Source organism: Muriicola sp. Z0-33, from assembly GCF_026126425.1.
GTDB lineage: Bacteria > Bacteroidota > Bacteroidia > Flavobacteriales > Flavobacteriaceae > JAFMPW01.
The window spans coordinates 19,545-44,915 of sequence record NZ_JAFMPW010000016.1 but is presented as its reverse complement, the minus strand read 5'-3'; the positions used below and the strand labels follow the sequence as shown (position 1 = coordinate 44,915).

Sequence of the window (25,371 nt, the reverse complement as noted above, 5' to 3'; positions counted from 1 at the left end):
TTAGTTGATCATAATAGTTTGAATGGCTTGTGCGCTTATTAGAATATTGGAACTTCTTTCGCCCAATGAGAGCTGTATGGTCTTTTCGTCTTCGTTTTGATTTAGTATAACAACGGCAATAGATCCATCGGGATTTTTGGCAGCTGTAACCCTAAGGGAATCATCGGAAAGTTCAAAACCAATCCGAACAGCACCAGGTCGAATGTATTTACTGAAATGGGCAAGTGTATGGTAAAGTGGTGTAAAATAAACCTCATCCTGATCAGGGTCCACAATTACCGGTGCCACACACCAGTTCTTAAACCAGTTAGGGCCTCCCTGGCGGTCTAAAACCATGTTCCAATCTACCCAACCATCGACATAGTTATTCAGGCAGCCTATAATATCCCTGGCATAGCGATATACCGGAACGTATTTTGGATGCAGGGGTTTATCTTTTTCAGGTGCCCAGTCCCAGCCCCAATCAGTAGCTTCCTTAGACCAGTACCACTTATCGTCTTGCCATTTTGGGATCTCTGCATCAACACAAGCCTCTGTCTGAATAAGGTGCTTACCAGGTGCTTTTTGGTGCGCGTATTGCAAGGCTTTAGGAAATACTTCAAATGTACTGGCATACCAATGAATTGCGGTGCCATCATAATATGCCGAACTGGCTTCATCTTTATACATTTGATCTACCCAATGCTCCAGGTGTTCCCTGTTCTGGTCGTATCCCAGGATTTTAATATCTCCTTTACCGTCGGCTTCCAGTCTGGGCCCTAAATGGTTTTGAACAAATTGGGTCATTTCCTCGGCAGTGAAATGCATACTTTCCCAGTTATTATCATTACCCAGCGGTTCATTTTCCACTGTAAACCCCCAAATATCAATTCCTTCCGCCTTGTACGCATCTACATACTTAGAGAAAAACAGCGCCCATGTGTCATTATACTCCGGTAATAATTTCCCTCCTCGCCAATCATTATTGTCCTTCATCCACGGAGGAGCCGTCCAAGGGGAAGCAATGATTTTAAACCCATCTTCAGATACAGCCATTGCTTCTTTAATCATTGGGATGATATCATCTCGATCTTCATCAATAGTAAAACTTGTCAGCTCCATATCTCCTGCTTCCGAAGCATAAGAATAATTGCTCAATGAAAAATCGCAAGAGTTCATATGTGTACGTGTCAGAGAATATCTTGCTCCCGCAGAACCAAAATAGGCTTCAATTACCTTTTTTCGATTTTCCTGACTCAATTGGTTCAACAAATAAGCCGAGGCTTCTGTAAACGATCCGCCAAAACCAGTAATGGTCTGAAACTGCTGCCCGGGCAATAATTTTATTTTAGCATCACCTGTTTCTGTTGGCAACTCCTCAATACTTTTTAACTTTTTACCACTAGCCGAAGTTTCAAAAACTGCTATTTCTAAAGATTTTTGCTTTTCGTTACAATTTAACATGACCAGACTTAAAATGGATAATAAGCAATACTTAATTGTTTTCATAATTCGGAATTTTTGAAACATCTTATCATTCAATAACAGCAATTTCCATTGCTGTTGGCGGTGATAAAACATCGTTCATCATTGCTTCCTGATCTCCATCATATGTTTTTATTATTGGATTTCCATTTCTGCTAAGTCCTTCAAAAATTCCCTGCTCAACCATGCGCCATAAGGCATACTTGGCCTTCCCATCTACGGTAAACAATCCGAAATGATTTTCAGAACCTTTCTGGTTATGAGCATCTTTCCACGGTTCATCAAAGGCTTCAAAATAAAAACAGGAAATACCTTCTTTGTTGGTCCATTCTCGCATTAAATCGTGATACATGGCTTCCTTATATTCATCTGTTGCTCTTGAACCATTAGGGCCATAATGCCCGTTAGATATCGTCGCCCAGCCGGTTTCACCAATATGAACAGGTTTATTTACACCAAGGCTTTTCATATAATTGGTAACACTGTCGTATTGCGCTTTTGCAAAAGCTATGGCCCTATGCATCGCAGCATCAATTTTCTCTTTCTTGGATAGCTCCTCTTCTTCCCCTGGAACGCCCCAGAACTGCGGATTATAATGAGAGTTATGGTAGGGATAGGTATGCATAGAGATATAATCAACTGCCTTAATGATACTTTCTAGTTCCTGGTTGTGATAGTCACCATCTCCCCCACCCCAGGAGGCATAATCATCTGAGCAGGTAATCCATACTTCCTTGTTGAGCTTTCCGGACTTTTTTAATTCCTGTAGATGGTTCACCCATTTTAAGATCACTTCTGGCTGCACGAAATAACTGGTGGCCCATTTTATCATGGCCTCATTACCCACTGCAATAATTTTTACAATATCCGGATACTGATTGGCCAGGGCAACTGCACGAGCTATTTCGCTTTCATTATGCTCACTTTCCACATTGTGATCGGGCTCCAGGTCTGTCCAGGCATTTTTACAATCTATCCATGCCCCCAGCATAACATACATTTCAAAATTCGGATCTTCCTCTTTTAAGTGTCTAATAGCATTTAAAATGTTGAACGCTTGTGGTAATTGTACATTATAGGTTCGTATAACTTTAATACCCATGGCAGACAGGATCTTTAAATCGTCCTTGATCTCCGCAAGGGTTGGTTGATCTTTGATTTCTCGAGTGGTTTTCCTATACCCTCCATAAGAAATCGCCAAATAGTTGGGGTTACCTAAAATTTCTTTAGCAGTCATATTTATATCTTCTTTCTCAGAATTTTCGTTACTCTCTTTTTTATTTTCGGTTGTGCACGAGAACACCAAACCTACCAAAAAGAAGTAAACAATTAGTTTTATAGGTTGGTTCATTTCTTTCATAGTTATTTTTCAATTGAAATTATGATTCGGTTAATTTCACCACTTCTTGCAAACACCTTTTTACTGGTATTTACATCAAGAATCGGATGTTCAAATTCTAATATTTCGCCTTTGTTGTAAACAACCTTCATCATTTCCGTTTCCGATTTTGAATAAACAACAGGCACCTGACAGTATGTAAAACAAAGAGAGCCAGCGTTTAGTTCCAGTTTTTGCTCAACTCCGTTCACATCTCGGTAAATAAAGGATTTGTCTGCCGTCAGCAATTCTTCGCTGCGCAACAGATCGGGCTGAAAACAGAGTCTGCCCTCTTTTACAAAAACACCCAATTCTCCAAATCTGCTAAGGATATCCTCTTTTACCTGCCCGGTCATTCCCGGTTGTTGTGCTCCTTTACCTTGTGGGGTATGAGAATAAGGATCGGTAGGAAAGGCACCGTAAAGCTCCGGAGATTTATGCACCCCAATGCCCTCATTAATTTCATAATAATGTTCCAGCAGTCTCCCAATGGTTTCTTTCTCCTCCCCATCTTCAATAGCCTTTAAACAACATTCCTGCACTGCAAGTTGTAGTTTGGATACCATATGCCAATAAATAGATCCCAGACCCTCGTACCCAAAAAATGTTCCGGACCTACCAGTAAAAGCCTTGTGATTAAAAACCGTTTCAAACAGTTGTAAGATCGATTCCTTTTCCTTTTCGGTCAGGTGCGTAAAATCATCAGGGTTAAGACCATTAAGTGCGTTTTGCAAATCGCCGGCATTTTTAAAATTTCCGTTGAAATGAAAATTTCCATTAATATCTTTCTCAATTATTCGTGTGTCAGATGTATCCGAAAATTCCTGTAATAAGTCAGATTGGCTGATACGCTCCTTGGGAATGTTATTTTTTACAGCAAATCTTGGCAGGTCTTTGTTAGGATATAAAAGATAGCTATACTGATCTTCCCTGAACAAGGCACTACTTTTAAGTGCGTCTAAAACTGTAAGGCTTTCTACCCCATTTAAGTATCCGGAACTCAGCACAGCCACTTGTCCTTCCAGCATTTCGCTTAGATAAGCAATAGAAATTTCCTCAGAATTATCAACGGTCATAAGATTATACGCATGATACAGATCATCTGCTCTCTTATTTGCACGAATAGAATGCTCGCAATATTGTATACTTAATTCAACGAACTCTGACAAATCTTCAATACTGACCGTACCTTTATCTCCGGAAAACGTATTTCCGTAAATCTTTAATCTATAATCACTTCCAGCCTGCCCTATTCCGTCCAGAATTGATTTTCTTTCCTTATCATCTATATCTCCGGCTAGGCTAGATTGATGTGCCTTGAAAGTAGATGACAGACCTTCCAAAAAGACTAATAATTCCTTAGATATTGCCACCTCTTTTAATTCAGTTGAGGAGAGCATATTCCTGAAGAAATTTAAAAACCTTCGCAGGTAGTAAAGGGTTACCATAGAAACGCCATTACCTACCAAAGCATTATTAGCGTCGTTCCACTCTGGCCGTTGTGTGTTCATCCAAATACCTCCTTCAGGTATAAAATTGGAAAGTTTAGCCAGTACTGTCGCCAGAATTTTTTCTATAAAATTAACCTGGTAGATTTCATTACCATCAAGAGAAAGCAAGGCCCCGTCGGCTCCAAATTCGGTTCTTCTTTGACGGATATCAGCATCTAATTCATCATCAAAATCAATAGTATCCTTCGGATGCTTTAACAACTGCGAATACGCTTTAATTTTATAGGGGACATTGGCATATACAAAAATGTCCTCGTTAAATAAATTTTCCAATCTACCCGGGGAATGGTTTTCTGCAATTTCCAGGAACTTTAAAAGATAGATAATCTGGTGATCTCCCCAATACCCAATATAGGACCACGGGTCATCGGGTTCAATGGTTTCCCAATCAAAGCCGCCTTTTGTTACCCTATATGGGTTATATCCATCAAAAGTGGTTGCATTCAAAAATTTATGGATCATACATTCAATAAACTCCGGATAGGAAAGGGCCAGAGCCTCCCAGTTTTGGAAGATATCGCGCCAATTTCCCTCATAATCCAGAATTTTTGATCCATCCAGTTCACTATGGGTATTAATGGAAAAAACATTCCAGGGTCTGCTGGGATCCCCATGCCTTCTACTAAATTTTAGAGGCAAATACTCCAGACATAGGCGTCTGAAATTATTATCCCCACCCTTATTGGCAGTCTCTTTCAATTTTGAAAGAGAAAAAACATCCGGAAGTTCACTAATGGTACTTTCAAAAGACTTATAGACTTGCTTATTGGCACCTCTCAGGTAGTTCTTAAAATCCCATTTTTCAATTTGGTAGTTGTTATCAAATATCCCTCCACGCATAATATTGAAAAGGGTATTGGAAAAATGTCGGGTATCTCGGAGTTGATCTTCCGTGAGTTGAAGGCCATCGGATGCGGCATTCAATTGGATTAGTTTTTCAGTTCCCAAAGCAATGTCCTGATTTACTTTTCTGGCCAAATCATTATCATACTGTATCGCTTTTGATATCTCGGCAATCGCGGTGTGATTTTGATTCACATTGGCAATGGTCATCCATTCTTTTTCAGAAGAAGCCGCCAGGGACAAATCTGTCTTGTTGAAATAGGCTCCTTTTTCTGCCTTAACATCAGTTTCTTCCTGGACCGAAATTCCGCGTCTGAAATTTTTAAGCTGCAGGGAAGACAACAAATGAGTAGTGTTATCCAGACCCAAAGACCAGGCAATATTAGCTTTCAGGGCCTCACTGGGTTCTGCCTTGTCTACAATAATGGCACTTAGTGCATAGATCCCAAGACCAGATTCTTTTAGCAGTTCGCTTCTTTTATATGCATCCACAAGATTACTCTGTGCATTCTGCAAATCGCTGCCTACCCCATAAGGCAGAATATTCTGAATACCATCCAATACAGTTAAATTAACTTCATCACTGCTATCATTAACCAATTTGGATTTCTTCACAAAGCCGTATACATTACTGGAGTTCCATTGATAGCTATAAGTAAGTTCTAAATCGTGATTAATTTCTTCAAAGAGGATCTTGTTTCCGTAAATATTCTTGTACAGGTTCCTGGTAACTTTGTACGTACCCTCCATACGATCGGAAAAGGGTTCCCACAGGTATTCTTTACCCCCCTTTTTGACGCGAAACACCGACTTACTACCAGTAATATCAGCAGATTCAGTAATCTTGTCGTCTGTATAATATGGGAAAAGAGAGTATTGCGAATTCTTGCGTCCGGCGGTAAGGCCGCCATTACTTGAAATGAACATCCAGTGATTAGAATTGCTCACAATACTCATAAAAAATGGTCGCAAGGAATCGCTATTCGAAATCTTGAAAAAGCTTTCCTGTTCAATTTGCACTTGCTCCATCACTTTGTTGTTTGGTTGGTTGGCCTCAGGCATAGGTATGCGTACTTTTTTGGTTATTATTTTTTAGTTTATGGTCTGATCAGCAATTCTTCTACTTCCTCCAGGGTTTTACCCTTAGTCTCTATAACATACTTGTAGACGAACAGGATGGCCAGAAATGATAGCAGTGCGTATAACGCAAAGGTCGTAGTTGGTCCCAGATTGGTGAGTTCCCAGGGGAATATTTGGGTAACAGAAAAACTAACCAATGAATTAAAGAAGCCCACCACCGAAATAGCAATGCCTTTTATCTTACTGGGGAACACCTCCGAAATCAAGGTCCACATAACCGGACCCAGGGAGATGGCGAATGAAGCTACATAAAGTAAAATTGCAATCAAAACCAGTGTGGCATTGATCTGAATAAAATTGGTAATCTCATTTCGTTTGAAGTTTAAAAACAGGTCCTGATTCATTTTTGCAGATACAACCTCAAACAGCGCTCCCTGACTCTCAAAAGACTGCCCTTCTAAATCTGCAAGAGCCGTTTTTATTTCTTTATTCTGAACCTTGTCAAGAGTTGTAGCATTAAAATCATAAGTCGCAGTATTAAAGGCAAATGTAGCCATCAAAAGCGCAATCGTCATACAGCTGGTTCCTATTAGAAGCAAGGGTTTCCTGCCCAATCTATCTATTAACCAAATAGCAACAAGAGTAAATACCAGATTGGTTAAACCCACAACAATAGCCTGTAGAAAAGAAGAATCTGTACTACCTCCGGCCTGTTCAAAAATCGTCGGAGCGTAATAGAAAATTGCATTTATACCTGTGATTTGCTGAAAAAATGCAATCCCCAGGGCGATGATCATAATTGTGGCGTACTTGCTTTTGAAAAGATCGGCCAGTTTTCCCTTTTCTTCTTGTTTGTCTCTTCCCCGTTGAATTTCGGCTACGGTAATTTCTGCATATTCTTCGCCCCCAATTTTTTGTAAAATTTTACGGGCCAATTTAACCTTGTTCAATTTTAATATTAACCAGCGCGGACTCTTTGGTACCGAAAACAGAGATAAGAAATAAATGATGGCCGGAATAGCTTCTACTCCAAGCATCCATCTCCAACTCTCATCGCCATAATTCACCAGAAAATAATTAGAAAAATAGGCCACGGATATCCCGATAACAATATTCAATTGGTTAAAGGATACCAGGCTTCCCCGTAATTTAGGCGGAGCAATTTCGGCAATATATATAGGCGCAATTAGAATAGCGCCACCAATACCAATTCCCCCAATAATACGCGCAATAATAAATTCTGTGTACCCGGTTGCCAGGGCAGACCAGGAAGCCGAAATAGCAAAGAGCGCAGCCACAAAAATTAATACGGTTTTCCTTCCGAATCTATCGGCCATGGGGCCCGCCAGCAAATTACCGGCCATAGCGCCAAAAATGACACAACCCACTGCAAATCCCAGCATGGCATCGGTCATCTCAAAGTACTGCGTGATCCCTTTAACTGCGCCAGATATTACAGCGCTGTCAAATCCCAGTAAGAAACCCCCCAGGGCCACAATCAGACTGATCAGGACCGTATAAGACTTATTCATTTTAACCTCCACTTCGCGCTGTTCCATATGCTGTTTTTAAAAGAATTTCTGTCTTATAAATAATGTTGATAAGATCGGGAGCCTTGCTCCCGATCTTCACCCTTTAAATAGCAGTTAATCCTGAAGGTGTTTCAATTGCTAAACCCTCCTTTAATTAACTATGTCTTAAAACAGATCATTTCCAATTATAAGGCCAGAAGGTAAAGATTCTTTCGGACCCATTATAATTATCGCTTACTTATTTCGACCAGAGTCTGGACATAGTCAATTGCACTTTTTATTCCTGGATAATATCATCTATATAATAAATAGACTCTACCGCTACATCTACCTGATTAGACTCATCATAATCAGGGAAAATAACTATCTTATCATAACCGTCTGCCAGATTTAAAGCAGTGGTTGAAAAGTCGAAGGTCAATTCTACCCAGGCACTGTCCTGAACCACAGTCTGATCTAAGTTATAGGTAACAATTGGTCCCTGGTTGCCTTCCTTCTCTAACTGAAAACGCACATTGATATTTGGATTTGGCGACCAAATCTTCATCTTAAATGTGGTCCCCCCGGCAGGGTCGATATCAGCAGCGAAAATATTGAAGGCACCTGAATACCATGCAGAACCAACCACCTTGTTAAACTGGTATACCTTAGCCGAAGTGTTGATCCCGGTTTGATCAGGATTATCTGCATTTGCCCCGTTAGCACCATTATCAAAAGCTCCTGTCATAGAAGAGCCGTCTTCAAAATCGAGGGGTAAGCCTGCAACCGGGCCTCCACCGCCGCCTGGCTTATAGAAATAAATGTTGTCTACATATACTTCACCTGCGGTCATAAGGTCTATTACCACTTGCTGGATATTGCTCTTAGCACCTAGACCATTACTCTCTAGTTCTGTAAATGGAATATCGAAATTTAACCAGCTACCCTGCGCCATTGCAGGATTAGAAGATTCACTTATATTGATCTGTCCTTCTGTTGGCCCACCTCCTGGAATATCTACAAGCTTCATTAGAAATGTTGAAGCTCCATCTACCTCATTAGGGAACCAAAGGTCGAATCTAAAATTGGTCATTCCGGCAGCTTCCGCATCAATCTGATCCCCACCTAATTCTATCACCTGGAAATTGCCTCCAGGAGTATCTACAAAAGTATATCTTAAAGCCGCATTACCGCCTAAATCTACTTGTTCAAAGGCCGCAGCTCCGTAATTGTTAAAGCCCTGATTAGGTACATCTGTATAGCTGTCGCTGAAGATTGAAATAACATCTGCAGCGTCTTCAGTTGGGGCCGCTGGCCCTGCTGTAGGGGCAATAGGACCCCCGCCTCCTGCAGGCTTATAAAAATAGATGTTATCAATATAAACTTCTCCTGCGGTCATAAGGTCTATAACCACTTGCTGGATGTTGTTTTTGCCTCCCAGGCCATTGCTCTCTAATTCTGTAATTGGAATATCGAAATTCAACCAGCTACCCTGGGCCATTGCAGGGCTGGAAGATTCACCTATAGCGATCTGTCCTTCTGTTGGGCCTCCTCCTGGGATATCTACAAGCTTCATTAGGAATGTTGAAGCGGCATCCACTTCATTTGGGAACCAAAGGTCGAAACGGAAATTGGTCATCCCGGCAGCTTCGGCATCAATCTGATCACCTCCTAATTCTATTACCTGGAAGTTGCCTCCGGGGACATCAGCAAAGGTATATTTCAATACAGCATTACCTCCTAAATCTACTTGCTCAAAGGCAGCAGCTCCATAATTATTAAAGCCCTGATTTGGAACGTCAGTAAACGAATCACTAAAGATTGAAATAACATCTGCAGCATCTTCGGTTGGGGCCATCGGCCCTGCAGTTGGAGGAACAGGCCCCCCGCCTACTGGTGGTGTTGCAATTTGCTCAATATCATCTAAATAAAAAGTCCCTGCAGTTGTTCCAGGACCGTCTACAAATAAAGTCAGTCTTGAATATTGATCTGAAGAAACAAAATCGAAAGTTATAGCTTCCCATCCTGTACCGCCATGACTTGCAGTTGCCTCAACAGCAGCCGCTGTTCCTTCTTCCAACTTCACCAATACATCTATCGGAGCATCCGCCCAGAAATTCATGCTAATGGTTTTATCGGTAGTCAGATCGATATCGGCTCCAAGATCAAAGAAAATACCTTCAAATGCACTTCCACTATTGGTTATTGCACCAACATTGGAAGCGGTATCATTGCTCCCCGAAACATCCGGGTTGTCCAATATTTCAAATGCCGTTCCACCAAAGGCAGTTACCTCATAATCTACGGCACTGTTATCAAAAGTAATAGGAAGTGCAACATCTTCTTTAATCAGGATAGCGACATCGTCTTCTGAGGTAGCCGATGCTCCAGACGCATTAGTTGCCTTTAATATTACCTTATAGGTACCTGTTGCGGTATAGGTTTTTATAGGATTAATTTCTGTGGACGAGGATCCATCTCCAAAATCCCACTCATAAGTACGAGCTTCTTCCGAAATATTGATAAAGGACACTGTACCCGTATCAGCATTTATGGTAAAGGTAAATCCTGCAATAACATCCGGAAAGATGTTCTCCACTTCTTCACATCCGAAAAATGCAATCGCTAAGATAAATATTGAAATTTTCTTTGCTTGTTTTAGTAATTGTTTCATAGTATTTTTTTAGTTAAAAGTTTAGTCCGATTTATTTGTAGGCCCTCACATAATCTACCAGCATGGTTTGAGGGAATCTTGTATCTGCATTTGGAGGTCCCGGGAAAGTACCTCCAACAGCCACATTGAGTATGATATAAAATGGCTGATCATCAAAGATCCATTCGCCGGTTACGTCTTCCGGAGTAATCTGACTGTACAATACATCATCTACATAGTAATTGACATACTTAGGACCCCATTCGATTCCGAAAACATGAAATCCCGTATCAAATCTGTCATTCACCAAATCGTAATCCTTTGATATTGCTTCCCCCGCAGAATATCCCGGGCCATGGACACTTCCAACTAATATGGAAGGGTTTTGTCCGCGTATTTCCATTATATCAATTTCGCCACATGCCGGCCAAACGACCTCATCAGAATTGGCTCCCAACATCCAGAAAGCGGGCCAAAGCCCTGGGCCAAATGGCGCTCTTATCCGGGCTTCAAAACGCCCGTATTGCTGTTCAAAGATGTCTTTGGTGGTGATCCTGGCAGAAGTATATCCAGCTCCATTAAAGTCTTCCTGATTGGCCGTAATAATGAGTACGCCATTATTTACAGTAATATTTTCCGGACGGTCTGTATAATACTGTAATTCCTGATTTCCCCATCCGTCTAAACCTGTACCAATATCATAGTTCCATGTTGCAGTACTAGGGGTTCCGTCGGTATCAAACTCCTCCTGAAAGGTAAGTTCTGTAAACGTCACAACCGTTTGGGTATCATCTGTGTCACAACCATAGCCGATTAGTAATACTATTGTTAATAGCACCATTTTATATGACAATAGCTGTACTTTTAGTTTCAATTGTTTTCCTTTTTTCATTTTAATTTTTTTTAAGCTTACCTATAGAAATACATATTATCTACCAAAATGGTCGAGATGGTAGCATCTGAGATAAAGAATATCTGCGCCAGATTGCTCCTGCTGGTTAGACCACTGAAATCGTCAAGCGGGATATCCAGACTCACCCACTGATTATTCAGTAAAGCAGTTCCGTCTATTGTCACCGAACCGCTAGAGTCGTCACCTCCTCCAAAAGCCGAATTTGGACCGAAATCTCCCAATTCTATGCGAATAAAATCTCCCGAATCAATGGCTTCCTGAACTTGTATATCTACGTGCAAATGCGTCATTGGTGTAGCATCAACAGTAGGGTTTTTAAATTCTGATGCTACAAAGTTCAATTCTGTATACTTAATGATATTATCCCCATTTATATTAAGGTCTGCACCCCCAAGAGTAGTTTGAAAAGGAGCAAAAAAGCCGTTATAGAAATCTACCGGTACATTGGTATAGGCATCACTGAATATTGAAATCACATCCCCTGCATCCCTCGCCGGTGGTGTTGGTGCAGCTAAGAAAGTTCCTAAAGATTCGATAGTAAGGGATCCTTTGGCGCTAACCCCGCCCAAAGTAGCAGTAATTTTAGCAGTTCCTGTTCCCACTACAGCGATCTCGCCCAATTCGTTTACTCTGGCCACATCGACATCTGTGGAGCTAAAAGTAAAATATGAAGGAGCTGCTGTAACCGTTTGGTCTATCCCTGTTGCCAAATTAAATGTCTGGGTAAGTCCGATAACCGTGCTGGTAATTCCAATAAAAGTTTGCGATGTTTCATCAACCCCATTAAATATAGCTGGTTGCGGCTGGGCAACAGTCCCCAGATTTTCGAATTGCAATTCATCTATCCAAAAGGTGTACCCATCGCCATCTTCAGGACCTTCAGAATACCAGAATAACCCTTTTTCGACCGTCAATTTAAACGGGTCCGGAATCGGGATAATGTATTTGGTCCAGGTAGTACTAATTCTCAAATTCTGTTTAGTCACCAAAAATTTATTAGCACCAAAATCATTGCCAAAACCAATCTCATTAATGGTCGCCGCTTTGGTGGCCTTGGCCCAAAATGTCAGGGCATCATAGCCAGTTAAATCCCTTCCACCGTTATCCGGGAAAATAGCCCCTGCGAAACTTCCAGAGGGGTCACCTTCATTAGGTACATCAAAACGCATAGATGAATCTCCCTGATAACTTTCATCACTATCTACCGTAAAGGCATCAAGTTTTGAACCTGCAAATGGGAGGTATTCCAATCCCCCGCTAAAACCATCAATAAAGACGTCCGGATTATTTCCAAACGCAGCAAATTCCACATCATCAGATACTTCTCTTTCACAGCCCACTGAAAGGGCAAGAATGAATCCTAAAAGAAGTGCAATTTTTGAATATATATTTCTCTCTTTTTTCATTTTTCTAATTTTTTATTTCCCAATATTGATATGAACATAGGTTCTGATCTCCCACTCATAGCCGTTATCAAAGCCAACCGGACTAATGGTAGGTTCCGTAGCGAACTCAACAGCCGCATTTGGAGCATATCTGGGAGAGAATTCATTCATTGATCGCCAGGTTCCACGAATTCCGATTTGTGTATTGGGTAAAATAAACCAATCCGGCTTTCCAAGAGTTGTGGAGATATCCAACATAAGTTGTACGGGATAAGTGAGGTTAAAATCGCGGTGATAATCAAAAGGTCCCCAATCGTTGATTTTTACGATATTCTGGACTTTGATATTCTTATAGAGCATTCGGATATCGCCTCCGAAGCGCTCAATAAGTCTGTCATCACTACCGTTGGCCTGAGCATTGCCAAAATATAGGTTTGCAATCAGCCCTAAATCAGGGTTCATTTTTGAAACTATCCGTGCGTGCGTTTCCCATAGATCCTGGGCAGGCACAGAATTCGGAAAAGCAAAAGAGGTACGATTGCTTAAAAATCCAATGGCCGCGTCCATTGCTGTCGGATGATGCCTGTAAACAAAGCCGGCACTCATCGCAAACTTGGCGTCTTCAGCCCTGTCATTGTCCCACTCGTACATCCAGGTACCAGGGGTTGGATCCCAGGTTAATAACAATTCTCCTGCAACCGTCTCTCTATTGGCTCTTACAGCAAAAGGATCGTCCTGAATATTCCTAAGTCTTCCCGGACCTTGCACATCATTAGGCATAGGGCCAACGATGGGCTTTTGCCATAAAAAGTTAGGTGCTACTTGCAGTTTTCCAAAATTATAGGTGAAGCCCGAAAGAAAGTTTGTCTGGTTTCCACTACCGCTGTCCTTCAGTTTCCAGCCAGTGAAGGTTCTTGTATAATCTCCTCCACCGTTTGCTACAAGACCCATAGCGGCGCCTTGAGCATACCAATTGAATTTTCCTTTACTGAAGCTAATTTTTGCCTTACCTCCCCAATTATCCTTGTTCTGGATTCTGTCGGTAAAAACGGTATAATTTCCGGACTCCCCTTCTGTTATTTGAAATTCTCTTCCATTAAGGGGTTCTCCTCCCCAAATTCCTCCCAGTTCAACTTCCAGGGGGCCGAATTCTCTTTTAACATGAAGTGTTAGTCTCCTGGTTTGAGGAAGCGGTACCGCGAAAGTACTGATCGCCTCTCCGGCATCATCAATATCTTCATGATAAATACCGGTGACATCATACTTACCAAGTTTCTTATGGTACTTGACAAATATTGCCGGGTTAGCCCCCCACCAAAGTTGAGGACCAAAAGCAAGTTTTAATCCATTAATCGCCCTTTTACCATCTATCTCTACCCCAAGAATCTCACCATTATAGATATCCAGGTTGGGACCGTAGTTGGCCTCCGGGTACAATCCAAAGAAATCTCCTTCATATCCCCAATGGTAATGGCCTGTTCTGTAGAATCCTCGCAGATCAAAATCTTTGGCATTCCACTCGAATGAAGCATTATAGACCTGCACTCCATTTAAATTAGTGAGATCAAGATTGCCTTCATCTGTATTTACCGAAACCGTGCGCCCCCTATTTTCATAAAAAATTTCATCTATTGGGTTATCGGCTACGTTACCTAGTATGTTAACATTAACCTCTGCACGCATGTTGGCTGCCGGATTTCCTTCTACCCCAACAAAATAAGACTGCATATGGTCAAAGCCAAGTTCATCAGGAAACTGCCTTTCATCCGGATCTGGTGAATCTGGAGTTGTTATTAAGCTGCCCCCGGTGTTGAAAGTAGTAAACTCCGCTCTCATTGTACTCAACCGTATCTTACCGCTCTGCTCTCCTATTAATGCCGCTTTATCTCCCCTTGCTTTCAAGGCGGCATCCATAAGGTTTATGTTTTTAAAATGATTTTGAACAAATTCCGGGCTAACACCCTCCTCATAAGGATTTAGCTGATGTGCTTCTTTTAGGGCATAATATGCTGCTCGCGGATATAGTTGGTAAAGCCCTCTGCCATCGGTCTGGCCTTTGGCACAAATCCCAAACCACTCCTCGTTCATATTGTTTTCACCTTCCGCTAAATCTATGGCATATCCGCCATTGGCCCAGGAGGCATTGTTGTCATGAACATCTGCATTTTCCCGATCGTCAAAACCAAACTTCCACCATCCGTCACTAAATTGAAAAGTAAAACCTCCAATAGAGTTTCCCACTTTTCCAAGACCGGCGGCATTTTCATAAATCTCTTTCCAGTTCCCGACCATATAATAGGCCTGGGCCTTCTGGTCTTCTGCATTCTTTATGGCATTAAAAGCATCGGCACCAAACTCGGTAAACATGAGTGGCTTATTTAATTTTTCTTTTACCACCTGGAACATATCTCCAAAAGAGACCCCACGATAGGTATTAGTTCCATAGATGTCTACATCTTTACATTCTTCCGCAACAATATCTATAAACAACACATCCCCGTTACAGATAGCTACCGGGTGAGAGCCGTCCATCCCTTTCATCAATTTAGCAGCTTCATTCATAAGCCGGTACATAGGTCTTCCTCGTTTTTCTCCAATAAATTGCTTTTCCTCTTCATCATCCGGAAAATCCTCTGTTTCTGCACCTGCCCAGAAAAGCCCATAGTTGTTTTCATTACCCAACAAATACAATAGTAAGCCAGGAGTGTCTTTATAATCACGAACCAGGTTTTCTACCTCAGACATCAGGAACTGCTGCGTCTTGGCATCCGAATAATCAGTAACCGGGGTCCATACACCATCGAGCGTTAACCCATAACGGCCAAATGAGTGATTAAGCATGGTATAAATACCATAGTTCTCATAGATGTATTTGATCCATCTTGCCGGGACACCAGTGTACTGACGGATTACATTTACATTCATGTTTCTCAATAGCGACATTTCGGTATCCAGGCCAGCTTTGATAACATCATCCGACTTTTTCCAGAATTCTGCATCCACTGTATTTCTTCCGATCGGGATATAATCCCAGTTCATACCATTCATCATGAATTCCTTGCCATTGACAATCAATCTATCTCCCTGCTCATCAGAGAGTACAGAAACCTGATCGGCCTGAGCAAACATTCCAGTGGTAATTAAGATTAATACTAACCTCAGTAATGTGTTTTTCATAGTTTTTTTAGTTTAGTTTGAATGTGCATACCTACAGCAATTCCTTTCAATAGCGGACGGCCAGATAACCTAATTATATAAGACTCAAGGCCGCGGGGTAAATTAAAAAGGAATAGTCATAGGCATTATGACTTTCTTTAATAGCAACCGCTAAATTTATCTTAAAGAATTGTCAAATTCACAATTTTAGACCCCTACAAAAACTATACAGTCAGCATTGTGGCTGTGATTTTGTTAATTTGATAATAGATATAGCAGGCGCTGGGCAGAATTCGCAATAGAACTACCCCATTTGTTCCGATTTTATTTTTGTATAGGTAATGTTGAGGTATTAAAATGGGAGTTGTATAGTTATTTACAACTTTAAGATGTAATTGACCAGGTTTTCATCACGTACCAAATTCATCTTCTTACGCAATCTGTACCTTTTTATTTCCACACTTCGGGCCGAAATACTGAATAATTCTGCGATTTCTTTTGAAGATAAATTCAATCGCAGATAGGCACATAGCCTAATGTCATTTGGAGTAAGATTCGGATGAACAGATTCCAATTTTTTCAGGAACTCTCTGTCTGCATTATTGAAAGCTTCTTTAAATAGTTCCCAATCATCATTCTGCTTTAAATTTCGGTCAATAATAGTAATCAACGGTTTTGTAGCATCAATATTTTTATCTGAAGCCATTAGCTGTTCTTTTACCTGCACCAAGAGTTGATTCTTCTTTAAAATACTCATGGTTGCTGCCGCTAGCTCATTGCTTTTGTTCCTGAAATCTTCTTTTAGCTGTTTATTTTTAAGATTGATTATTGACCGTTCATTTTGCATTCGGACCAACTCCAGTTGACGCCTGTTGCTGGCCATTAACTCTTTTTGCCTTTTTTGGTAGTATAATTTGTATGAATTGTGAATAATCAATGATAGTAGTAACGCAATAAAGAAATAGATTGCCAGCATCACATTAGACCAATACCATGGCCTGGAAATCTTAAAAGAATAGGAAGCTACATTTGTTGATATTAAATCACCCACCTTAGCCCGTACATTAAAAACATAATCTCCTTGCGGAAGGTTTTCAAATATAGCTTTTGACTGTTCGGACCAATCGCTCCATTGTGGATACAAGCCCTGAAGTTGATACTGGTACTTTGGATTTAAGAACTTATTATATTCCGGGGTATTAAATGAAATTTCGAGGTAGTTTTCATCGTTGGCCAATTCACCTTCCTGATCAGGCATCAAAATACGCTCTTCGGCCTTAGTGAGATTTTTCCCTGCTTGCCTTACATCAGCAATATGAACCACAAATTCTTTCTCGTAGGTATCTTCAATATTGGTCACGATGTATCCGGAACTATTACCGATAAGATATGCTCCATCTTCTGGCAGACCTGTAATGCTTTCATAACCTGCGATGCTGTTGAGCATACTTTCTGATAATGGTATACTTCTTACCGTGGGGATATTTGCCAAATTTCCAGAGGAGATATAGTAAATTTTTTCCTCCGTGTGTGCCCAGAGGTACTCGTCTTTATTATCAACCAATAACTTCCCAGACACATAATTATCCTCTTCATAAACCACACTTAGTACACTATCCTTAGCAAAACTATCGGAATTCCAATCATATTTGAATATCCCATTGTGATAGGAGTACAATAAGTCGTCCTTGTACCTGACTATTCCGGAATTGGCTCCAATCATGGTGGTATCAACGCTCACGGTTTGGGCCGTGGTATAAGTGCTGTCAACAGTTACCTTAAAGATCCCTTTATATTCGTGATTTACGAAAATATCATTGCCAAATACCTCAAAGTATCTGGCAGAATGGTCAAATCTGGCAATTTTATTTTTTAATTGCCAATACCCATTGTCGCGTTCCAATATATGCAGCCCACTATAATTTCCTTGCATCAAAAGCTCCGTACCTGGTATAGCTCCTATTTTCCAGGTACCTGGAATGTCGGCAATTTTGATAGCCCGTTCTCCATCAATAATAAAAGTTCCACTGTGGTGACCAACAAATAATGTTTCACCGATGCTATTTAAAGACCAAACTTGTCCCTGAGTACCGCGGATAAGCTTAAAATCTTTATCCTCCTTAACCTTTTTATAAAAAAGCCCCTGATTAGACCCCAAATAAAGTATATCATCTTTAATTATTGCAGCATAAACACTTCCGACAATTCCGCTATTATCATGAAATACTTTAAAAGGCGATTTGAGATTCACAAAACTGATTCCGTTATCGAGCCCAAGCCAGGCATTCTGATCCATATCCTCAAATAGGGATAATACCGTGTTATTTTGTAAGCCTTTGATTTCATCTATCCAATAGGCTAAACTCCCGTCCGGACCAAGAATAAGCAGTCCATGCGAAATGGTCCCCAGGGCGTAATTCCCATCCCTTAATTGAAGACCACTATATACGCTCACTGTGGAAAGTAAATTCTCGGAGGGGATATTCCATTTTTGCAGTACATTCTCACTTGCTTTGTAAAATCCCTGATGTCGTGTTAGGACCAATAAATCATCACCTTTCTCCAATATATTTACCACCTCATCATTTCTTACCACGTCATCGTCATATACTAAAAGTGCTTCTCCTTCTACTATTTTAAAAATCCCAACATTAATTTCCTGAAAATAAATGTTTTGACCCAGATTGAATATTCCGGGAATTTCTGTTTCAGAATCAATAATTTTTATAGTGTCGTTTGTAAGACTATAAATGTAAATGCGGTTTCTGGATTGAAAAATCATAAAATCATCGATGTCTAGAATCTTCCAGAATTCCTCATCAAGTGCAAGATCAGCGGAAAATTTTTGAGACAGCGAAGTATATTGAAGCATGCCAAAATCATCTTTTTCCCAATATCCAAATTCCATGTAACATCCGGTATAGATACGTTCTCCTACTACCTTAACAGAACGCATAATAGTCTCATTAGGAGAAGGATACAGGACCCATGTAGCGCCATTGAAGTTTAATAGCCCCTTATTGTTAGCTATATATATAGCTTTATCATCTGATTGAGAAATTGCCCAATTCTGGTTCTCACTATGATAATCTTTGGGATAGAAATTCTGAATAGGAGGTAACTCCTGAGAAAAGACACCTACGGACATCAACGAAAAAAGAAGCAAAGCAACTGATCTCCAACGAACTATTATATAATACAATGCCACCCTTCCAAAATTAGTAAAGAAATTGCCGTTAATATTTACCGGAGAAGAATCTGATACTAAACAATCTCGGCATTTAAGCCTGCAAGAAGTAATCTGCTGCATCGGGGTTCAAGATCTGTATACTCCCCTGTCTTAACTGTACATTTGCCATTGTGATGTACAATCAGCGAACATTGCTCTGCTTGTTCCGCAGTATGTTCGCAAACATCTATGAGGGTTTCAATTACATGCTCAAAAGTATTAACATCGTCATTAAACAGGACAATTTCATTTTGTTTTACTGTTTCCTCTGCCAACAGAAGTTCCTCTAAATGCTTTTCTCTAGTGCCCATATCTCTAGATTTTTTACTAATATACTAATTTTTCATTCTCAGTGCTTTAGTCCCTATCCTAAAAATTGATAAACTGCTGCTGCCCAGCTCTTACGCTCCCGATATTCAACAAAACTAAGCCCGGATCTTTCACAGGATTCAGTGATTAGTGGCAGGTCTTCAAGATAAAACCCACTTAGAATAAGCTTTCCCTTTTTACTAAGTTGTTTGGCATAGGCAGGGATATCAGCTAGTAAAATATTTCGATTGATATTTGCTAATATGAGGTTGTACTTCTTTGCTCCTAATAAACTTACATCCCCTTCAAATACATTAATATGCTGCTGTCCGTTACGCTCTGCATTTTCAATTGCATTGAGAAAACTCCAGTGGTCTATATCTATAGCATCAATGGTAGCGGCACCCTTCATCGCTGCCAGAATAGCAAGAACCGCTGTGCCGCTGCCCATATCCAAAACAGACTGGCCTCCCACCTCCTGCTCCAGAACAAATTGGAGCATCATATGTGTAGTTTCATGATGCCCGGTACCAAAGCTCATCTTGGGCATAATCTCAATATCAAATTCAACATCAGGATTCACCTTATGAAAAGGCGCTCTGACTATGCATTTGTTGTCAATGGTGATGGCCTTAAAATCCTTTTCCCACTGGGCATTCCAATTCTGCTGTGCTATTTCTTTAGTGCTGAACTCAATTTTAATATCGGGCTGTGACAGAATGTAAACTTCATTTAGCATTCCTTCTCTAAAATCGGTCTTTTTGATATAAGCCTTTATACCATCGGCTGTCTCCACAAAACTATCAAAAGGGAGTTCTCCCAATTCGGCCATCAAAATATCTGATCCGGGTTGTAGCGGTGATACGCTAAAAGAGAACTCTAAAAAAATTGCAGACACAACTAGATGGCCTTTATAATAGCAACAAAGTCATCGCATACCAAAGAGGCTCCACCTATCAATCCCCCGTCTACATCTGGTTTGGAAAAGATTTCATTGGCATTATTGGGTTTTACACTTCCTCCATAGAGAATTGAAACGCCATCAGCAATAGTAGCATCAAAAGCTTCGGTAATTGTCTTTCTGATAAATGCATGCATTTCCTGTGCCTGTTCGGGCGAGGCAGTTTCACCAGTTCCAATGGCCCAGACTGGTTCATAAGCAAGGACAATTTTACTCCATGCTTCGGGCTTTAAATGAAATAAGGCATTGGTTAGCTGTCGTTTTACCACTTCAAAATGGCTGCCAGACTTCCTTTCTTCCAGCTCTTCTCCAAAGCAGAAAATAATCCTCATATTCGCCGCAAGGGCTGCATCAACTTTTTTAGCCAATAACTCATCGGTCTCCCCAAAATAGGCCCTTCTTTCGGAATGTCCAAGAATAACGGTTTTAACTCCAATATTCAATAGCATATCTGCGGAAATTTCACCTGTATAGGCCCCGTTTTCTGCAAAATGCATATTCTGAGCAACAACTTCAATTAAAGAAGATTCCAAATGGTTAACTGCTTTGCTTAAATTCACAAAAGTAGGTGCCACCATAACTTCCGCAGTAGTATCTGGCAATTTAGCAGAAAGTGTTGCCAACAATTTTTTTGTTTCGTCCTGATTGTTATTCATTTTCCAGTTTCCTGCAACAATTTTAGATCTCATATTTCTTATTATTTAGTTCTTTTTTTGTGTTTATGTCCGATATGCAAAAATGCTATTCGACCTTACCTCCAAAATGCAGCTCGTCCACATCATTAAAATGCACCTTCTCCTGAATGGTCCCATTAGTTAAAACCAACACCCCTGGATTGGAACGCACTATAGTTTTTAAGGCGGTTTCATCAGTAAAGTAAAACTGGAAATTCAGCTTGAACTGATCGATAAAATTCCGGGCAAACTCTGAATCTGATGCCGACAATCCAATAACTTTGTAGCCCTGGTTCAATGCCTTTTCGGACATGGATTTAATTGCTTCGAAAGCTTCTGCATTGGTCTTTCTAAGGTCATAGGCAACTACCATCACCAATTTTGGCTCCCTGAGCAGACTAGCCGCTAAATCCTCACCTTCCTGTTCAATAGTGAAATCGTGTATTGGTGCCTCGTACCCTTTCTGAATTTCAGTAGTTTCTACACCAATAAACTCTCCATCAACAGTGGGATAATCACCATTGGTAACTATCACTTTTTGCTCCCCATCAACATTAAACTCCCAGGCATACTCAAATATAGCCTTTGGAGCATCATCTGGAACGGTCATCCCCTCTTCTATATTAGCACCTATCTTGTACGGCCTGAAATCTAACTGTGGTAAATGATTAAGCACATAATATGCATAAGACATACATAGTAACACCGATAGCAGTACAGATACTTTTCTTATACGATGGTTAAATAAAGGTTTAATAAAATTCTGGCCTAGAAAAAGTATAATAATAAGCCCAAGCAGAATAATATCTTTTGTAAAAGACTCCCAGGGGGTCAACTTAATGGCATCCCCAAAACACCCGCAATCTGTTACCTTATTAAAATACGCTGAATAAAAGGTAAGGAAGGTGAAAAAGACAATCATCAGCAGAAGGCTCCAGAGCGTAAATTTCTTTTTAAAACCCAACAACAGTAATACTCCCAACACCACCTCCAGAATAACTACAAAAATAGATATTGCCAGAGCATAGGGAACAAAAAAAGGCAGATCTAATACCCCCGGGCTAAAGTATTCCTCCAACTTAAACGAAAAGCCTACCGGATCGTTCAGTTTTATAAAACCACTTATAATAAAAAGTGCCCCAACTATTATACGCGATAAGGATACTACATATTTCATATAAAAATTCGGATTTGATTATTTGGTATTTTCCCCCAGGTGTATTAATGCAAAGACGGCGTAGTTAATCATGTCCTGGTAGTTTGCATCTATTCCTTCACTAACCAGCGTCTTTCCTTTATTATCCTCTATCTGTTTTACCCGAAGTAATTTCTGAATTATTAAATCTGTAAGTGAACTTACCCTCATATCTCGCCATGCTTCTCCATAGTCGTGGTTTTTATCCTCCATTAACGATCTGGCAATATTAACTTGCTTATCATAGCATTCCAAAGATTGTTCAAGATCTAAATCTGGTTCTTCGGCAACTCCTTTTTCCAATTGGATCAGGGCCATAATAGAGTAGTTAATTATTCCTATAAACTCAGACCGCTCCCCTTCCGCTACTTTTTGAACTTCATTTTCCTGTAACCCTCTGATGCGCTGAGCCTTTATATAAATCTGATCTGTTAGTGAAGGAAGCCTTAAAATGCGCCAGGCGCTTCCATAATCCTTCATTTTCTTAAGAAATAAATCCCGACAGCCAGTTATGACTGTATTGTATTGTTCTGAGGTTTGCTGCATGAATTTCCTGGTAAATTGCGTAAATTTCGCTTAAAATTCCGTAACCATCAAAGAATGCGGTTTAAACTTAAAGGGCAGTGCAAAATCCTATTTCAATAAAGCCAATAAAGTAAAATGACCATCAATTGCAAGGGAAATTTGATTGACCTCACTGTTCCAAGGGTAATGGGCATCTTAAACCTTACCCCTGATTCTTTTTACGATGGTGGCAAATACAGGCTAAAAGACCCCATTCTCCACCAAACCGAAAAAATGCTTTCTGAAGGAGCCACTTTTATTGATTTAGGGGGATACAGCTCCCGTCCTGGCGCTAAACATATTACCGTAAAGGAGGAACTGAACAGGGTACAACCTGCAGCAGACCTTTTATTAGAAACTTTTCCCGATATTTTATTGTCTATCGATACTTTCAGAAGTGAAGTGGCCAGGGCTTGCCTGGAACAGGGAGCGGCTATGATTAACGATATTTCGGCTGGCTTATTAGATAAAAAAATGTTGAGGGTGATCGCCGAATTTGGTGTTCCTTATATTATGATGCATATGAAAGGAACCCCCCAGGATATGAATTCTAATAGTAAATATAAAGATCTTATGGGGGAACTTCTCTATTACTTCTCGGAAAGAGTTGCCAGCGCAAGAGCTTTGGGTATTGGAGATATTATTATTGATCCGGGGCTGGGATTTGCCAAGAATATAAAACAGAATTTTAAAGTTTTACGACAGCTCGAGCTGTTTCATGCATTAGATTTACCTCTCTTAGTTGGATTGAGCAGAAAATCTATGATCTATAAAACACTCAACACAGGTCCGGAGCAGGCACTTAACGGTACCTCAGCCCTTCATATGTATGCCCTTACCAAGGGAGTACATATACTTAGAACGCATGATGTAAAAGAAGCAATTGAATGCGTAACATTGATGAAGGAATTGAAAGCAGTAAAAGACTGACATATACTTCAACGATTTTTCATAATTTTACAAAAACAGCAAGGATTGGATTTTTTAGACTTTCTGGAGTTCAGGATCACGGATATTATAGACATCATCCTTGTTGCCATACTACTCTACTACATTTATAAACTCGTCAGGGGAACCGTAGCCATAAATATATTTATTGGTATTGTCATTGTTTGGGGGTTTTGGAAACTCACCCAACTACTAGAGATGAAAATGATCAGTAGTATGGTAGGGGGGTTTATGTCTGTTGGTCTTATTGCATTAATAATTGTTTTTCAACAAGAGATCAGAAAATTTTTATTGATGATAGGCTCCACTAATTTTGCCAATAAGCGGAACTTTCTCAAGCATTTTAAATTTTTGAAACAAGGAGGAATTGTATCTCAATTAGAAGTTGAGGCACTACTCTCTGCCTGTGAGAATATGAGTAAAACCAGAACTGGTGCCATCCTTGTACTTAAAAGGAACAATTCGCTAGATTTTGTTAAGTCGTCCGGAGACGTTATGAACATTGAGGTTAACCAGCCGATTGTTGAAAGTATCTTTTATAAAAACAGCCCCTTGCACGATGGGGCCGCCATCATTGAAGACAATCATATTGTGGCTACCCGTGTAATCTTACCGGTGACCAAAGAAAGGAACATGCCCCAGCGTTTTGGGCTTCGCCACAGGGCAGCCGCTGGTATTACCGAGCGTACAGATGCAGTTGCCCTGGTGGTAAGTGAAGAAAGTGGGAAGATTACCTATGTCAAAAACGGAGAATTTGTCCTCTTTAACGACCTTGGAGAATTGGCCGTATTAATAAAAGAAGACCTGCTATAGTTATGGAGTGTAAAAACTGTAATACCCCTCAACGAACAGATTTTAACTACTGCCCGGCCTGTGGGGCCAGAGTAATTCAAAATCGTATTACCTTTAAAAATCTTATCTATGACATTACGGAGCGTTACCTTAACCTGGACAGCTCTCTGGTAAGGACTTTTTTACATTTGTTGACAAAACCCGCAGTTGTTATAGAGAGTTATCTTGGAGGTGTCAGAAGAAAATACCTGAATCCTATAAGCTATCTTGGAATTGCCATGACGCTATCGGGATTATTGCTATTTATGATGAGTCATGGTCTGGCGAGTGATCTGAATTGGGATCTTTTTGATCAGGGGACCAATCCGGAGTTGATGAAAAAAATAATGCCGATAATTTATGATTTTTCATCCTTTATCTTTCTCCTCTATATTCCGATTTTTGCAATTTCCGCCTGGCTGACATTCAACAATAAATCGCTATACTTTTCAGAATTTATTGTGGCCTTCGTTTACATTTTAGCACACTGGAGTATTCTAACTTTTCCAATTGTTCTTGGGATACTGATAATATATCCGGAAATGTATGTAGGCACAAGTTTTTTTCTTTTAATAGCGATGTTCCTCTACTCTATTTATGTGCTGCAAAGCATAAACAGTTACAGTAAAGGCAATTTCTTTCTTAGGGCTTTTCTGTTTAGCGCCCTCGGTTTTATGGGCTACATTGGTCTGGTAATTGTCTTTTATATCATTCTTTTTGCAACCGGGACGATCACCATTGAAGATATGATGCCAGTGAAATGAGG

General features: G+C 40.3%; 17 protein-coding genes. 3 read left to right on the top strand and 14 right to left on the bottom strand.

What is annotated here, in order from left to right:
• The 14 genes from J1G40_RS16600 to J1G40_RS16535 form a co-directional block, all read right to left on the bottom strand.
• Nucleotides 1-1,488, bottom strand: coding sequence for a glycoside hydrolase family 30 protein (locus J1G40_RS16600; protein ID WP_265243783.1), 1,488 nt, complete (start codon nt 1,486-1,488; stop codon nt 1-3).
• 25 nt (nt 1,489-1,513) lie between these two features.
• Nucleotides 1,514-2,815, bottom strand: a complete 1,302-nt coding sequence (locus J1G40_RS16595) for a glycosyl hydrolase family 17 protein (RefSeq protein WP_414855671.1) — start codon at nt 2,813-2,815, stop codon at nt 1,514-1,516.
• Nucleotides 2,816-2,826: 11 nt separating this feature from the next.
• On the bottom strand, nt 2,827-6,225 hold the full coding sequence (locus J1G40_RS16590; protein WP_265243781.1) for a hypothetical protein: 3,399 nt from the start codon (nt 6,223-6,225) through the stop codon (nt 2,827-2,829).
• Between the two features lie 68 nt (nt 6,226-6,293).
• On the bottom strand, nt 6,294-7,835 hold the full coding sequence (locus J1G40_RS16585) for a sugar porter family MFS transporter (RefSeq protein ID WP_265243780.1): 1,542 nt from the start codon (nt 7,833-7,835) through the stop codon (nt 6,294-6,296).
• A 250-nt stretch (nt 7,836-8,085) separates the two neighbouring features.
• Nucleotides 8,086-10,461 (bottom strand): PKD domain-containing protein, encoded by a 2,376-nt coding sequence (locus J1G40_RS16580; protein ID WP_265243779.1) that lies wholly within the window; start codon nt 10,459-10,461, stop codon nt 8,086-8,088.
• A 31-nt stretch (nt 10,462-10,492) separates the two neighbouring features.
• Complete coding sequence (locus J1G40_RS16575) at nt 10,493-11,332, bottom strand: glycoside hydrolase family 16 protein (protein ID WP_265243778.1); 840 nt, start codon at nt 11,330-11,332, stop codon at nt 10,493-10,495.
• A gap of 17 nt (nt 11,333-11,349) precedes the next feature.
• A complete protein-coding gene (locus J1G40_RS16570; RefSeq protein WP_265243777.1) occupies nt 11,350-12,759 on the bottom strand; it encodes an Ig-like domain-containing protein in 1,410 nt (469 codons plus the stop codon).
• 12 nt (nt 12,760-12,771) lie between these two features.
• Nucleotides 12,772-15,915, bottom strand: a complete 3,144-nt coding sequence (locus tag J1G40_RS16565; RefSeq protein ID WP_265243776.1) for a glycoside hydrolase family 2 TIM barrel-domain containing protein — start codon at nt 15,913-15,915, stop codon at nt 12,772-12,774.
• Between the two features lie 355 nt (nt 15,916-16,270).
• Nucleotides 16,271-19,102 carry a triple tyrosine motif-containing protein gene (locus J1G40_RS16560; protein WP_265243775.1) on the bottom strand — a complete coding sequence of 944 codons (2,832 nt, stop codon included), beginning with the start codon at nt 19,100-19,102 and terminating at the stop codon, nt 16,271-16,273.
• A 56-nt stretch (nt 19,103-19,158) separates the two neighbouring features.
• Nucleotides 19,159-19,434 carry an ATP-dependent Clp protease adaptor ClpS gene (locus tag J1G40_RS16555; RefSeq protein WP_265243774.1) on the bottom strand — a complete coding sequence of 92 codons (276 nt, stop codon included), beginning with the start codon at nt 19,432-19,434 and terminating at the stop codon, nt 19,159-19,161.
• A gap of 53 nt (nt 19,435-19,487) precedes the next feature.
• Nucleotides 19,488-20,330: a 50S ribosomal protein L11 methyltransferase gene (gene prmA, locus J1G40_RS16550; RefSeq protein ID WP_265243773.1), complete on the bottom strand. Its 843-nt coding sequence runs from the start codon at nt 20,328-20,330 to the stop codon at nt 19,488-19,490.
• Between the two features lie 2 nt (nt 20,331-20,332).
• Nucleotides 20,333-21,082, bottom strand: a complete 750-nt coding sequence (gene tpiA / locus J1G40_RS16545; RefSeq protein ID WP_265243772.1) for a triose-phosphate isomerase — start codon at nt 21,080-21,082, stop codon at nt 20,333-20,335.
• Nucleotides 21,083-21,134: 52 nt separating this feature from the next.
• On the bottom strand, nt 21,135-22,244 hold the full coding sequence (locus tag J1G40_RS16540) for a BT_3928 family protein (protein WP_265243771.1): 1,110 nt from the start codon (nt 22,242-22,244) through the stop codon (nt 21,135-21,137).
• A gap of 18 nt (nt 22,245-22,262) precedes the next feature.
• On the bottom strand, nt 22,263-22,808 hold the full coding sequence (locus J1G40_RS16535) for a DUF1599 domain-containing protein (RefSeq protein WP_265243770.1): 546 nt from the start codon (nt 22,806-22,808) through the stop codon (nt 22,263-22,265).
• A 114-nt stretch (nt 22,809-22,922) separates the two neighbouring features.
• On the opposite strand from J1G40_RS16535, the gene folP reads away from it, so the two are divergent.
• Genes folP through J1G40_RS16520 form a run of 3 tightly spaced genes read left to right on the top strand, consistent with a single transcriptional unit; the run spans nt 22,923 to nt 25,369 of the window.
• Nucleotides 22,923-23,756 (top strand): dihydropteroate synthase, encoded by an 834-nt coding sequence (folP, locus tag J1G40_RS16530; RefSeq protein WP_265243769.1) that lies wholly within the window; start codon nt 22,923-22,925, stop codon nt 23,754-23,756.
• 45 nt (nt 23,757-23,801) lie between these two features.
• Complete coding sequence (locus tag J1G40_RS16525; protein ID WP_265243768.1) at nt 23,802-24,587, top strand: diadenylate cyclase; 786 nt, start codon at nt 23,802-23,804, stop codon at nt 24,585-24,587.
• 2 nt (nt 24,588-24,589) lie between these two features.
• On the top strand, nt 24,590-25,369 hold the full coding sequence (locus tag J1G40_RS16520) for a DUF3667 domain-containing protein (protein ID WP_265243767.1): 780 nt from the start codon (nt 24,590-24,592) through the stop codon (nt 25,367-25,369).
• The last annotated feature ends 2 nt before the right edge of the window (nt 25,370-25,371 follow it).